Here is a 13,709-nt window from a genome sequence, read left to right on the forward strand (position 1 = left end):
TATCTTATGATGCGGATTTCCATCCGCTTTTTAGTTGAATTTGTGCCGTGGCAATTTATCCATATTATCAAGCATGATACCGGTTCCGATTGCTACACAATCCATTGGCTGCTCGGCAACGAGCACTGGGACCTTAAGCTCTTCAGCAAGAAGTAAATCAATCCCGTGAAGCAATGCTCCCCCGCCTGTTAAAATGACGCCGCGGTCGATGATATCAGCAGAAAGTTCTGGCGGCGTCCGCTCAAGTACGCTTTTTGCAGCTTGTACAATGATGGAAACCTGCTCGCGGAGAGCCTCCTCAATTTCTTCTGAATTGACCGAAATGGTTCTAGGCAATCCGGATACCATATCGCGCCCACGGATATCGATGACTTCATTACGAGATCCAGGGAAGACGGTTGCAACCTGGATTTTAATGTTTTCCGCTGTACGTTCACCAATGAGGAGCTTATACTTCCGTTTGATATAATTTAAAATTTCATTATCGAATTTGTCACCGGCCATTTTGATAGAAGAAGATGTAACGATATCCCCCATTGAAAGAACGGCAATATCTGTTGTACCCCCGCCAATGTCTACGACCATATTGCCGCTTGGTTGAAAAATATCCATGCCGGCACCGATTGCAGCCACTTTTGGTTCTTCTTCAAGGAATACTTTCTTTCCGCCGCTTTTTTCGGCAGCTTCTTTAATCGCCTTTTGTTCGACACTTGTTATGTTGGTCGGGCAGCAGATTAAAATTCTAGGCTTTGAAAGGAAGCCTTTCACATTCAATGTATTGATAAAATGCTTAAGCATCGATTCTGTTACATCAAAATCCGCAATGACACCGTCTTTTAAAGGTCGGATTGCGATGATGTTTCCTGGAGTACGGCCTACCATTTTACGAGCTTCCTCCCCGACGGCAAGAACACGGTTCGTATTCTTATCAATCGCAACTACCGAAGGCTCATTTAACACAATTCCTTTACCTTTGACATGTATAAGAACATTGGCTGTTCCAAGGTCTATCCCAATATCTCTAGCAAACATTTCTTAAATCCTCCTTGAATATCCTCACATATAACCTACTTCTGTCCTAATTGTTTATTTTACCATATTGCATTGACACAAGTAAGTATGAATTATAAATAAACACTAATATAGACTATTATTTCCTAATTTGCCAATATGTAAAAAAATCCGGTGCCTTATGTACTACCTTTCCTCATTTTTCCATAAAAAAAACCCCGGCATGGAACCGCAATCAAGGTTGAGAAAAGAGCTGACACTCACTTTCATGTCCCCTCATTCATTCCCCGATTGCCCGATTCACTTCCAATTGCCGGAATGATTCAAGTATCATTTAACGATTTCTTCTTCTCTTTCAGAACGTTTATATTTTAATTTTGTCGCTTCTCCACCTCTAAGGTGACGAATGGATTTATGATAATCCAATATATCCTTCACTTCGTTAGCCAAATCAGGATTAATTTCTGGCAGCCTCTCAGTTAAGTCTTTATGCACTGTGCTTTTAGAGACCCCGAACTCTTTTGCAATGACGCGGACTGTTTTTCTAGTTTCCACGATATACTTTCCTATCTTGATAGTTCTTTCTTTGATGTAATCGTGCACACCACTCGACCTCCCCAAATTGGATGTGAGAAGTGTGAAATGAGATTCGTATTTTTCGAATCGAATACCGCTGCCCTATAAACAATGAAAGATAGAATTATTCACCTATTAGATAATTTGTAATAAACGATTCCTCACCTCAAACACTCTCTTTGCATGGTTTATAACATCTTATTAGCTTGGTTAAGAATATATGCCTAATGGGACAGGAGGTTTGGATTTATTTCTGATTTTCATCTGTTTCTTTTCCTTAAGAGCAAATTATTTCCCGAGAAATTTGTCAGAAATTCAAAGGTTTCAGCATATTGTCCAATATTTCCTCGAAAGAAAAAAGGAAGCCGTTCAAAGTGAACGGCTTCCTTTTACCAAATTTTCAGTTGTTGTCATTCGTAACGCTTTAGGTTTTTGTTTTGATTTTATTAAAAATCTTAATTTTAATTAGATTGATTTAACGAATCTTTTAAGGAATCGCTTTCTTCAGTTGTATCTTCACCAGGGACAGAGCCTTCCTCATCAGTACCATTCTCTAAATCAGTGCCCTCTTCAGACTCGTCAACTGCAGGCGCTTCTTCTGTGCCAGTTTCAGACTCTTCGACTGCAGGCGTTTCTTCTTTATCAGCTTCAGATCCTTCGACTGCAGGCGTTTCTTCTTTATCAGCTTCAGATCCTTCGACTGCAGGTGTTTCTTCTTTATTACCTGAATCTTCAAGTTCGCTGCCTTCGGCTTCAGTTGCCGATTGGATCGCAGAAGCTTGTTTATCAACAAAATCAAGTGGGTTTAACGCAATGTTATCTTTTCTGATTTCGAAGTGGACATGTACGCCAGCCTCTTCATTGATTTGGCTTTTTCCAGCTGTAGCTATTGCTTGTCCTTGTTTCACTTTGTCACCGACTGCAACCTTAATGTCTTTAACAGATTGATAACGAGTAACGACGCCATCTTCATGCTCTACTTCAACTAAATTTCCAAGTAACGCATCGTCTTGGACTTTCGTTACATTTCCACTTAAGGAAGCTTTTACATCGAAAGACTTTCCATCTTCCATTGCAATGTCTATACCTTTGTTTTGCTCATATCTATTGTTGTAGAAAACCAATGCTTCTTCTTGTGCCTTTTCATCCGCATTCACATCATAAAACTGTTTCTTGATAACCGATTTGTCTGCATCGGCTACAGGCATCTTGATTGTCTCAAGATTGCTATTAACCTCTACAGAAGGCTCACCATAGTTTTTTCCTGTTTCAGCCGATTCCTCTTTGCCATCTTTAGCTGAATCATCAAAACTATTTTGTAATAAGAAGGCCGCGGCTAAGATTATGGCTGCACTTGCGATATAGATTGCTGATAATGCCCAACGTTGTTTTAGTATACGTCGGATTGTGGAAGTTGGTTTCTTTTCTTCCTCTCTCATATTAATCACCTCAGCAATCATTCTGAACATTTTGTTAAAATTATATACATTCAGGAAAAAATTTTTTTTGGATTTATTTTGTGGAAATGAAACCGATTTTATTCGTAGAATGGTAAAATGTTTGGTATCTTACTGTTGAAGGATGTTTAAATCATGAAAAAAGCTTTTAAACTTGTGTTAACGTTATTGCCTTTTCTATATATGATTGCCGTTTGGATAATGTCGAGCAACCCCGATGATATGATTCTTGATCTTCCCTCATCCTCATTTGACCGATTTATCAAAGAGGCACTTCATCTGGTCGAATTTGCCCTTTTGTATATATTATTTGTTTCGGCACTTGCTGCACACCAAAAACTGAGACCTGGTTTAAGCCTGTTGGCTGCCCTTGTAGCTTGCCTTTATGGAGTGATTGATGAATACCATCAATCTTTCGTCCCGTACCGCTCCTCTAGCTTAATAGATGTCATTAAAGATATTATTGGAGTAGCTGCAGTTTATTTTCATGTCCAATATCATTATTTCAAACGTAAACGGGGCTTTTTGACCTTGATAGAAAAATTAAACGAAAAGAAATGAGAGATGGGAATTCCCATCTCTCATTTTTTTGCCGTCATCGTATTCAGCCACTTACTTGAAGACTGGACTTTGACGCCTTTATAATAATATTTCACGATGTCTTCATAGGTTTTCCCTTCCCTGGCCATGCCGTTAGCACCGTATTGGCTCATTCCAACTCCGTGTCCAGATCCTTTTGTCGTGATCACAATCTGGTTGCCTTGACGCTCCCAGTCAAAATCGGAAGATGTCAGCCCGAGCTTCTCACGAATCTGTTTTCCTGTCATTTTCTTTCCTCCGATATCCACTACACCTACGCGATTACCTGATGTTCTTTCAATGACAGTTCCTATGGATGCTCCCGAAGAAAGACTTACACCCAATTTATTTTCAAAATCTGCAGTGTCGACTACTACTTTATTATAAAACTTTGGTGATTCTTCTTTATCCCATGGACTGGATACACTTTTTAAATAGGGAAATTCAGCTTGCCAATAGTCCTCGGAATTCTCCGTATAGCCATTGCTTGTCGAAAAAAAAGTGGCAGTAATCGGTTTTCCTTCATAGGTTAAGATTTGACCCGCCGTTTCTTTTATGGCCTTGTTAATTTTTTGCATCTTCCATTTATAATCAGAGCCCCACTGTTTTTTCAGCTCATCATTATTCTTATAAACTTGGTGCATGACCGTATCGCTTACATCGGCACCATCCGGCAAGCCTAATCGACTTTCGCTTATGAGCTGATTGACAATATAGGTTCTCGCCGTCAACGCTTGTGCTTTCAGCGCTTCTTCTTCAAAATCTGCTGGCATTTCAGCTGCAACCACACCACTCAAGTACGATTCAATCGGCAGTTTTTCAATCTTTTTTGCAGATGTGCGATAAACGGCAACTTCTACGGAACTCATTTCATTTGCTGCTACCTCTTTACCCTCATTCTTGCCTTTACTTTCCAATTGCTCGGTCAACTGCCCACTTGTCTTATCATTTGAAAATGGAAGCACAAGCACTGCCGGAATCATGATAATTACGAATGCTACTGCTATGAATAGTACGACCATCGGTTTGATTGCTTTCAAATTCCTGAGCCTCCCTACACTTGTTTTCTCTGCCGTATAATCGTATCCAGCAGGTATCTTTACATAACAAATGTATGTCGAAGGACAAGCATTTATGAATAGAAAAACGACAACTATTTAACTGTCGGCCAAGAATCCGGAACATGATAAAAAAAACCATTCACGGTTCGGAGACTCGAACGTGAATGGTTTTATAAGCTACTTATGCGTTTAAATCTGCAATTTTTTTTGTTTCAGCAGGCACATCTTCGTTAATACGTTCCACATCAGCACCTAGAGATGCCAATTTACCATGGAAATTCACGTAACCTCTGTCAAGATGCTTCAATTCTGTAACACGTGTAATGCCATCTGCAACCAATCCAGTCAGGATGAGCGCTGCTGCGGCACGTAAATCTGTTGCAGCTACTTCAGCACCTTGAATGTTAGTTGGACCATTAACGATAACGGAACGGCCTTCTATTTTAATATTGGCATTCATGCGACGGAATTCTTCAACATGCATGAAACGGTTTTCGAAAACGGTCTCCGTAATCATACTTGTTCCTTCAGCACGCAGTAATAATGCCATCATTTGCGATTGCATATCAGTCGGGAAACCAGGATGCGGCATTGTTTTGATGTCAATGGCCTTCAAGGTTTTTGGACCGATAACGCGTAATCCATCTTCTTCTTCAAGAATTTTAACGCCCATTTCCTCCATTTTAGCAATAAGGGAAGTAAGGTGTTCAGGTACAGCTCCTTGAACAAGAACATTGCCGCCAGTAAGAGCGGCCGCTGTCATGAATGTACCAGCTTCGATACGGTCAGGTATAATCGTATGTTCAGTGCCATATAATTTATCGACACCTTCGATTCTCATCGTACCAGTACCGGCACCTCTGACTTTGGCACCCATTTTATTAAGGAGATTCGCAAGATCTACAATTTCAGGCTCTTTGGCCACATTTTCAAGAATAGTGATACCTTCAGCAAGTGTTGCTGCCATCATGATGTTTTCAGTGGCACCCACACTCGGGAAGTCAAGATACACTCTTGCACCCTTAAGTCTGCCTTCAACCTCGGCATCAATGAAACCATTGCCGACCTTCACTTTTGCTCCCATCGCTTCAAAGCCCTTTAAATGCTGGTCGATAGGACGTGATCCGATGGCACAGCCACCAGGAAGAGCAACGCGGGCCCGGCCATTCCTTGCTAGTAATGAGCCCATCACTAAAACGGAAGCTCTCATTTTACGTACATATTCAAATGGTGCTTCTTCTAATAACTCTCTTGATGCATCTACAGTTACTTGATTGTCATGAAAGGCAACATCTGCATTTAAGTTGCGCAATACTTCATTGATTGTATATACATCGGAGAGCGTAGGAACATCTTTAATGATACTTTTCCCATCACTTGCTAATAATGTTGCAGCGATAACTGGCAAAACGGCGTTTTTAGCACCTTCTACTTTAACTGTCCCGCTAAGCCTTTTTCCGCCGCGGACGATGATTTTTTCCAAAAGTATTCCCCTCCGCGTCCATTTTCTCTATATTAATATTCAAACGTTATGATTGGTGTGCCAACTACAAAGTTCGTTCGGTCACCCAATCCTTCTGTCCGTAGCCCAAACTGCAAATTTAATTTTTCTTTAGTCAAAGGTTGTTTAAACAAAGTTGAATGTGCAGATATAGATGTAAAGTTTGTTTCGTGCACACTCTCAATTTCCCTTGCTTGGAACATATCTAACAGGTCTTCAGTTTTAGAGTTTAAAACCGAATCCATATTATCATTGATAGACCCTTTAATACAAGAAAAAATTGAAGGAGTTCCTATAAATAGGTCATTCACCCTGTTTCGGAACGTAGCAGTAAAAAATGCCGCATTGGCTTTCTTCCACTTTTTCCCCTTCACTTCGTAAATAACATAGGTAACTTTATCAAATTTCTCTTCCGTTGTCATTATTTTGATAGACTCGGTCAGACCTGAATCGACATTGTAAGTTAACGCCTCTGCCTTCCAGCCGGAAGCATCATCTTTCCGGTGCCATTGAAATTGAGGGTATTTTCGTTTTAAAGCTGTAACTTCGCTTTCAAACTCTTGTTTAGTTGTAATCTCTTTATTTATTTCTCTAGTGAGTACAGACCAATCCCCTATGTCTAAATCTTTATCTTTTTGTAACAGTCCCACCAATTTAACTATATCTGGTTTGCTTTCTGCCACAATCGTACTATTCCCAATTAAAATCACCATCAAACCAAGAAATACTATGTATGTTAACATTTTTTTGTTTAAATTAAACATGTTAAATCCCTCCCCTTTTACACATTCTTTCCACAAGGAGAGAGATCATACTTCGAGTTTTCCGACAATTGGTGACAACTTCCCCTTAAACTGGCAGGAAGCAAAAGCGAATACAAGAGTAGAATCATATTTTGCTATAAGAAAATTCTTACAGCTTATCAGTCATTACTAAACATATACGGAAGTTGGTTTGCAAATCCCAGGTAGTCGAGGAAGAAATTACTTACAACTGAACCGATGGCAACCGTTAATAAAATATATAAAACCCTGGCCTTGATGACAGAATTGGATCTTAATATTTTATCAAAATGTAATGCCTGGAGAGCCCACCAGGTAACTGCGATGAAAAACAAGTGTGCAATTATTCCTGTTAAAGCCTGCTGTCCCATTGCTGAAAACATGTACATACCTCCTAACAGACACCCGAATTCTATTCTAACACAAAACCCCTTCATATTTGGAATTTAAAAGGAAGAATTGCAAAATATCTTTTTAAAACTGTAAATAGAGGCTTGATCCAATGGAACAAGCCTCTGATACAGGCATTATATCATTTACTTGAAATAAAGTCTGTAAATTCGCCAAATTGATCATGAATAAAATCAAAGGCAATATTTGGCGCCACCCCGAAAAGTATGGTGCCTATTACGCAAATGATCAACACAATGTAAAGACCCGGACGGATTTTAATGACCTTCTCTGAATGAATGGGTCGGAAAAAGACCTGAACCAATAATCCGAAATAATACACATAGGATACAATGGTACCTGCAATCATGATTCCCGCAAGGACAAAATGTCCAGGCTCCGTTATGAATGTTCCAAGAAAAATATTAAGTTTGCCAATGAAACCTGTCGTTCCGGGGATTCCAGCAAGCGACAGGATAAATACGGTGAATGCAATGGCAAGATAAGGTGATTTCCTCCCCAGTCCTGCAAGAATGCTAATATCTTCTGACCCACTTTGGCTGGATAACAGCTGAATGACTGCGAATACACCGATATTCATTAATACATAAGCCATTAGGTAAAACCAGACAGTATCTAGGAGAAAATATCCCCCGCCCAATGTAGCCACCGCTACAAGCAGGTAACCCGCATGGGCGATGCTTGAATAAGCGAATAATCGTTTTAAATTTTGCTGCCTTAACGCAACCACATTTCCAATGATGATCGTCAGGCCCGCCAACGAAGCTATATAGATATTATTTTTTTCCAAAAAGTCGAGCGCTCCGAACGTATCACCGGAAGCTGTTAGGAACAACGAGAGAAAAATGCGCAGGATGATGACGAAACCCGCCATTTTCGAAATTACACTCAAGAAGGCTGCGACCGGTGTCGGTGCCCCCTCATACACATCCGGCGCCCACATATGAAATGGAGCGGCAGCTATCTTGAAGGCTACTCCGACAAACACCATGAAGAAAGCTAGGCCCATGATGTATTGCAGCTGTCCGTCCGTCATCGCAGCCATCGTCCGGCTCATTTCGCCTAGATTGACCGAACCGGTCACTCCATATAAATAGCTCATCCCAAATAAAGTGATCGCTGTGGAAATGCCTCCGTTTATCACATACTTCATGGACGCTTCGTTGGACTTCCGATCATGCTTGCGTATTCCGACCAATATATAAGATGAAAGTGAAAGAAGTTCCAGTCCAACGAACAGCGTTATCAAATCACCGCTTGAGGACATGACCATCGCTCCAAGCAAAGCGGTCAGGAACAGATAATAAAATTCCCCCCGGTGCTCCCGCAGCCCCTCTTGCGGTTCATATCCTTCAGCCAGAAGGATGATTAGGGCAGCTCCGAATAACAGTAGCAGCTTAAAAGCTTTTGCAAATGAATCTAAACGAAACGTATCGGATAAGATACTGACTGTCTCAAAGGATAGCAGGCTAATCAGTGACAAACATGCCAAAATGATTCCGGTTAGCGCGAGCCATGCCAGTTTTCTCCGATTAAAGTGCTTCGGCCAGAATAAATCCAATATCGAAAGAATCATGGTCGTTCCAAGGATGATGAATTCCGGCATCATCGCTCCCCAATCATAAGAAAGCATCGTGTTCCAATCCATCCTTCATCGCCCCCCTAGAGCTAGCATCATGGCTTCAATCGTTCCTTGAAGAGGCCCGCCTAACAAATTTGGGTATACCCCAATAGATATTATCAAACCGAGAAGAACCAATGCAGGGACAAACTCCCAGCTTCCAAGGTCCCGCTTCTCTTTTTCTATCAAGCTAGCATTTTTCCCGAAAGTCATCAGCATGACCGCCCTCAGTACATAGACAGCGGTTAATACAAGCCCGATCACGCCTATTGCCGCAAGCAACGGCTGACTCTTGAATAAGCCAAGAAATACCATGAATTCACTGATGAAGCCGGACATGCCAGGCAAACCGAGTGAAGCCATCCCGCAGGCTAACATAAACCCTGAAAAAATCGGCATCGACTTGGCCAATCCCCCTAGCTTAGGAAGCATGGTGGTTCCCGTCCGCTCATACAAAACACCCACCAAGAAAAACAACAAAGCAGCAATTAGTCCGTGTGAGATGACTTGAAAAATAGCTCCCTGAATGCCCGCTTCATTCAAGGCTCCCAGCCCCATCATGACGATACCCATATGTGAGATCGACGAGTAGGCTAAAACGAGCTTGAAATCCGTTTGTACCAAAGCTAGAAATGCACCATATAAAAAACTGAGGACCCCAAATAGGACAATGGTAAAGGCCAAGCTTTTATATTGTTCAGGAAATATCCCCATTCCAAACCGGATGATTCCGTACGCCCCTATTTTCAATAGGACACCCGCATGTATCATGACTATAGATGGAGGTGCTTCTGCATGGACCCGCACCATCCAGCTGTGAAAGGGAAAGACGGGCAGCTTTATCGCAAATGCTACGAGAAAGGCGAGACATAAACCATATTTCATCGAACCGGATATTGGTGCAAAAAGTGAAACACCGCCCATTGTCATCATCTGTGTCAATGCTGCAATGTTGGTCGTACCTGTCCTGGCAAACAAAATCAAAATAGCCACTAATAAAACAGCCGAACCAATGCCATTATAAATCAGAAAACTATAAGAAGCTTTCTCCCTCTCCAGAAAGCCCCATCTGCCAATTAAAAAGAAAGCAGGAATCAAAGTCATTTCAAAGAAGATGAAAAAAAGGATCAAATTTTCTGCGGTGAAGACACCGAGCATCCCAATCTCCAGGATCAAAAATAACAAATAATACCCTTTCCATTCCTTTTTTATATAAATGGATGCGATTGCGGCCAGTGATGAAATGATTGTTGTCAGTAATATGAAGATGAGACTTAATCCATCCAGCCCCAACTCAAAGTCAACCGTGAAGAGCTTGGGATCATACATCTCCAAATTCCCAAACCTGATCCAATTCAACTTAATGTCAAATAAGGATAGGGCCACACCCGAATAATATTGGCTGCATAGAAAGAACGATAGGAAAAGAGGAGGCAGTGTTCCGAAAAAGCCAAATTGTTTAATCGTCCTTTCCTCTTTTTTCGGCATGAGGGCAACCATCACTATGCCCAGCAGCGGTGAAAACACTAAAAGCGAGAGCAAATAGACATTCATCTTAGATACCCCCCAGTTACTGCAAAAATCACCAACAGTACCGCAAGTCCCAGAAAGGCTATCATGCCATATTGCTGTACCTGTCCTGTTTGCAGTTTAGACCCTATTTTCCCCAATCCTTCTATCGAACTTGTTACAGTGGAAACCAGGCCGCCGACAATGAACCTTTCTATATAAGATAGGAATATACTAAAGCCTTTGACTGCATAGCCTGCAGTGTAATGGTAAATCTCATCAATATAATACTTATTTTCTAAAACCCGATATACCTCGGAGTTTTCTTTGACAAGCCAGTCCCGAGGTAACTTCTTTTTAGCGTATATCATATAAGCAAGGTATATCCCGGCCAGCGATACAAGCACGGCCAGCAACATTATCCAAACGGGTCCCTCACTATGGCTGGCGCCTAGAACAGCTTCATTTCCCTCCACAAGCCATTCCCCAAGGAAAGTTCCAAACCACGGTGTTTGGATATACCCGCCGATTACAGCAAGCAAAGCCAATGCGAGCATGGGAATTAGCATGATGGAAGGTGATTCCTTGACCTGTTTTACTTGACTGCGCGAATCGCCTGCAAACATCATGAAAAACAGCCGGAACATATAAAACGCAGTTAAAAAGGAGGTAACCACCGCTAGACCAAACAATATATAACTACCATTCTCCCAGGCTGCCATTAGAATTTCATCTTTACTGAAAAAACCTGAGAGCAACGGAAACCCCGATATCGCCAACGTGCCAGTCAAGAACAGCGGCCCAGTCCAATTCAACTTACCCCATAGGCCGCCCATCTTTTCCATATCCTGTGTATGTATAGCATGAATAACACTGCCTGCTGCCAAAAACAGCAATGCTTTAAAAAAGGCATGGGTCATTAAATGAAACACACCGGCCACATATCCCGAAGTACCCAAAGCAAGCATCATAAAGCCAAGCTGAGAGATTGTCGAATAGGCCAATACACGCTTAACATCCTTTTGCACGATGGCAATGCTTGCGGCAAATATGGCTGTAATTCCGCCTGTTATAGCTACGACCTGCATCGCAGCAAAACTTGCCATGAATAGCGGAAACATGGCCGCCACTAGGTAAACCCCTGCAGCAACCATGGTTGCTGCGTGTATCAATGCGGAAACCGGAGTCGGGCCTTCCATTGCATCCGGAAGCCATGTGTGAAGTGGAAATTGTCCAGACTTCCCAACCGCTCCGATAAAAATCAAAATAGCGATTAAAGTCAGTTTTTCACTTGATATCATGCCCGATTGAACGGCTTGAAAGATCTCTCCATATTCAAAGCTGCCTGTTTCCCAGAATAGCAGAATGATGCCGATTAAGAGCCCTACATCCCCAATCCTGGTCATGATGAATGCCTTCTTCGCTGCAGCCTTAGCTTCAAGTTTATAAAAGTAAAACCCAATGAGCAGGAAAGAACCCATCCCGACCAATTCCCAGAAGATATAAAGTTGTAATAAATTTGGTGCCATGACAAGTCCAAGCATGGCAAAGGTGAAGAAGCCCAGATAAGCATAAAAAATGGAGAATCGCACTTCACCCTTCATATACCCCTTCGAATATATCTGGACAAGCAGGCTGACAAGGGAAACGACCACAAGCATCAAGGCATTAAGCTGATTGATTTCGAATCCAGCTGAAAGTTGCGTCCCCCCGAAGGAAAGCCAATCTATCGATATATTATATGTAGGTTCTTTAAATCGTTCCATCAGGACGAGCAAAGATAAAACAAACGAAGCCAATGTACATATTATTCCTATAAAAGCCCCTCGTTCCCGCAACCGCCCGCCTGATAGAAGCAGAACCAGAAACGTGACGAGTGGAAAGACCGGTATGAGCCATGCGTACTCCATCATCGTATCAAATCCCCTTCTTCATTTATATAAACCTTCAATTCTTCATAATTTCCATTTCATCGACATTGACCGTCTTCCGATTGCGATAAAGGGACATTAGTATAGCCAGCCCTACTGCCGCCTCGGCCGCAGCGATCGTAATCGTGAATAAGGAAAAAACTTGACCCGTAATGGATGGCGTTACCCCGAATTTACTGAAGGCAACTAAATTGATATTTGCAGCGTTCAACATCAGCTCGATTGAAATCAACACAATGACCGCATTTCTTTTCGTCAAGGCACCATATAGCCCTATACAAAATAAAACGAGTGCCAATACAAGGTAAGCCGACAAGGGAACTCCCGTCATGATCGATCTCCCTCCTCATCATCTTTTTTAGCCAATACGATGGCACCGACTAAAGCAACAAGCAAGAGTACCGACATCACTTCAAAAGGAATTACATATTTTGAAAAAAGTTCGATTCCTATTTGCTTTGTATTTTCCTCATGCAAGGCCGTTGGCTGAACAGGTATATCCAGATTATAAATCCCCAGATAAACCGCCACGGCAAATCCAGCAATCGCCGCCAGCAAGGAGAACTTCCCCCAGCCCCCTTTAGCGGGTGCCTCATTTTCTTGGTGTTTTGTCAGCATAATCCCGAATAGCATCACGATCGTAATTGCTCCTGAATAAATAAGGATTTGGACAATGGCGACAAACTCGGCCGAAAGCAACATATAAATGCCTGCAATGCCCAAGAAAGTAAAAACAAGTGCAATTACCATGTGCACCACTTTTGTTAAGGTAATCAGCAGCACCCCGCCTAATATCGAGACGAGTGCCAAACCAATGAAGGCAATTAATTCACCCGACAAACTCATACTTTATTCACCTTCCGGATATTTTCATCATTTTCATCCAGCCACTCCAGATTTTTAAATAGATGATCACGACTATACTCGGCCAGCTCGAATTGATTCGTCATCACGATTGCTTCTGTAGGGCAGACCTCCGTACATAAATCACATAAAATGCAAATCTCGAAATTGATGTCATACGTATCGATGATTTTCCCTTTTTTCGACGGGTCCGGATGTTTCTTACCAGTTAATTGAATACAATCCGTTGGGCAAATTGTCACGCATTGATTGCATACAATACACTTTTCAGGATAGAATTTCTGGATTCCGCGGAATCGGTCAGGAAGTGGAAGCGGCTCATTCGGGTAGTCATAGGTCACTTTTTTCCTCGTCAAGTTCTTTAATGTATAGGTTAAACCTTTTGCTAAACCAAGCATATAAATCC

Annotated in this window: 14 protein-coding genes; 1 reads left to right on the top strand and 13 read right to left on the bottom strand. The window is 41.8% G+C overall.

Going from position 1 to position 13,709, the window contains the following annotated elements; translation table 11 throughout:
• Positions 1-30 precede the first annotated feature (30 nt).
• The 3 genes from mreB to spoIIQ form a co-directional block, all read right to left on the bottom strand.
• Positions 31-1,032 (bottom strand): rod shape-determining protein, encoded by a 1,002-nt coding sequence (mreB, locus tag V3595_RS15400; protein ID WP_076368333.1) that lies wholly within the window; start codon positions 1,030-1,032, stop codon positions 31-33.
• Between the two features lie 309 nt (positions 1,033-1,341).
• The gene (gene spoIIID / locus V3595_RS15405) at positions 1,342-1,614 is read right to left on the bottom strand and encodes a sporulation transcriptional regulator SpoIIID (RefSeq protein WP_034315767.1); all 273 of its coding nucleotides are present in this window, start codon (positions 1,612-1,614) and stop codon (positions 1,342-1,344) included.
• Positions 1,615-2,048: 434 nt separating this feature from the next.
• The gene (gene spoIIQ / locus V3595_RS15410; RefSeq protein WP_485908126.1) at positions 2,049-3,026 is read right to left on the bottom strand and encodes a stage II sporulation protein SpoIIQ; all 978 of its coding nucleotides are present in this window, start codon (positions 3,024-3,026) and stop codon (positions 2,049-2,051) included.
• Positions 3,027-3,179: 153 nt separating this feature from the next.
• On the opposite strand from spoIIQ, the gene V3595_RS15415 reads away from it, so the two are divergent.
• Positions 3,180-3,605, top strand: a complete 426-nt coding sequence (locus V3595_RS15415) for a VanZ family protein (RefSeq protein ID WP_485908128.1) — start codon at positions 3,180-3,182, stop codon at positions 3,603-3,605.
• Between the two features lie 20 nt (positions 3,606-3,625).
• Here the strand turns inward: V3595_RS15415 and spoIID are convergent, their stop codons facing one another.
• The 10 genes from spoIID to nuoI form a co-directional block, all read right to left on the bottom strand.
• A complete protein-coding gene (gene spoIID, locus V3595_RS15420; protein ID WP_226990485.1) occupies positions 3,626-4,663 on the bottom strand; it encodes a stage II sporulation protein D in 1,038 nt (345 codons plus the stop codon).
• Between the two features lie 202 nt (positions 4,664-4,865).
• The gene (murA, locus tag V3595_RS15425; protein WP_034315774.1) at positions 4,866-6,167 is read right to left on the bottom strand and encodes a UDP-N-acetylglucosamine 1-carboxyvinyltransferase; all 1,302 of its coding nucleotides are present in this window, start codon (positions 6,165-6,167) and stop codon (positions 4,866-4,868) included.
• 32 nt (positions 6,168-6,199) lie between these two features.
• Positions 6,200-6,949, bottom strand: a complete 750-nt coding sequence (locus V3595_RS15430; RefSeq protein ID WP_485908130.1) for a YwmB family TATA-box binding protein — start codon at positions 6,947-6,949, stop codon at positions 6,200-6,202.
• A gap of 158 nt (positions 6,950-7,107) precedes the next feature.
• Complete coding sequence (locus tag V3595_RS15435) at positions 7,108-7,350, bottom strand: DUF1146 family protein (RefSeq protein WP_101223821.1); 243 nt, start codon at positions 7,348-7,350, stop codon at positions 7,108-7,110.
• A 149-nt stretch (positions 7,351-7,499) separates the two neighbouring features.
• Complete coding sequence (gene nuoN / locus V3595_RS15440; protein ID WP_485908132.1) at positions 7,500-9,026, bottom strand: NADH-quinone oxidoreductase subunit NuoN; 1,527 nt, start codon at positions 9,024-9,026, stop codon at positions 7,500-7,502.
• Between the two features lie 3 nt (positions 9,027-9,029).
• On the bottom strand, positions 9,030-10,553 hold the full coding sequence (locus V3595_RS15445; RefSeq protein ID WP_485908134.1) for a complex I subunit 4 family protein: 1,524 nt from the start codon (positions 10,551-10,553) through the stop codon (positions 9,030-9,032).
• A complete protein-coding gene (nuoL, locus tag V3595_RS15450; protein ID WP_485908136.1) occupies positions 10,550-12,421 on the bottom strand; it encodes an NADH-quinone oxidoreductase subunit L in 1,872 nt (623 codons plus the stop codon). Before nuoL ends, V3595_RS15445 begins: the two co-directional genes overlap by 4 nt.
• Positions 12,422-12,455: 34 nt before the next feature.
• Positions 12,456-12,770, bottom strand: coding sequence for an NADH-quinone oxidoreductase subunit NuoK (gene nuoK, locus V3595_RS15455; RefSeq protein ID WP_098371643.1), 315 nt, complete (start codon positions 12,768-12,770; stop codon positions 12,456-12,458).
• Positions 12,767-13,285 carry an NADH-quinone oxidoreductase subunit J gene (locus tag V3595_RS15460; RefSeq protein WP_402904513.1) on the bottom strand — a complete coding sequence of 173 codons (519 nt, stop codon included), beginning with the start codon at positions 13,283-13,285 and terminating at the stop codon, positions 12,767-12,769. The genes nuoK and V3595_RS15460 overlap by 4 nt, the downstream gene beginning before the upstream one ends.
• A complete protein-coding gene (gene nuoI / locus V3595_RS15465; RefSeq protein WP_048685828.1) occupies positions 13,282-13,701 on the bottom strand; it encodes an NADH-quinone oxidoreductase subunit NuoI in 420 nt (139 codons plus the stop codon). Before nuoI ends, V3595_RS15460 begins: the two co-directional genes overlap by 4 nt.
• Between the last annotated feature and the right edge of the window lie 8 nt (positions 13,702-13,709).

It is taken from the genome of Bacillus sp. CFBP9009 (genome assembly GCF_036541465.1).
GTDB lineage: Bacteria > Bacillota > Bacilli > Bacillales > DSM-1321 > Peribacillus.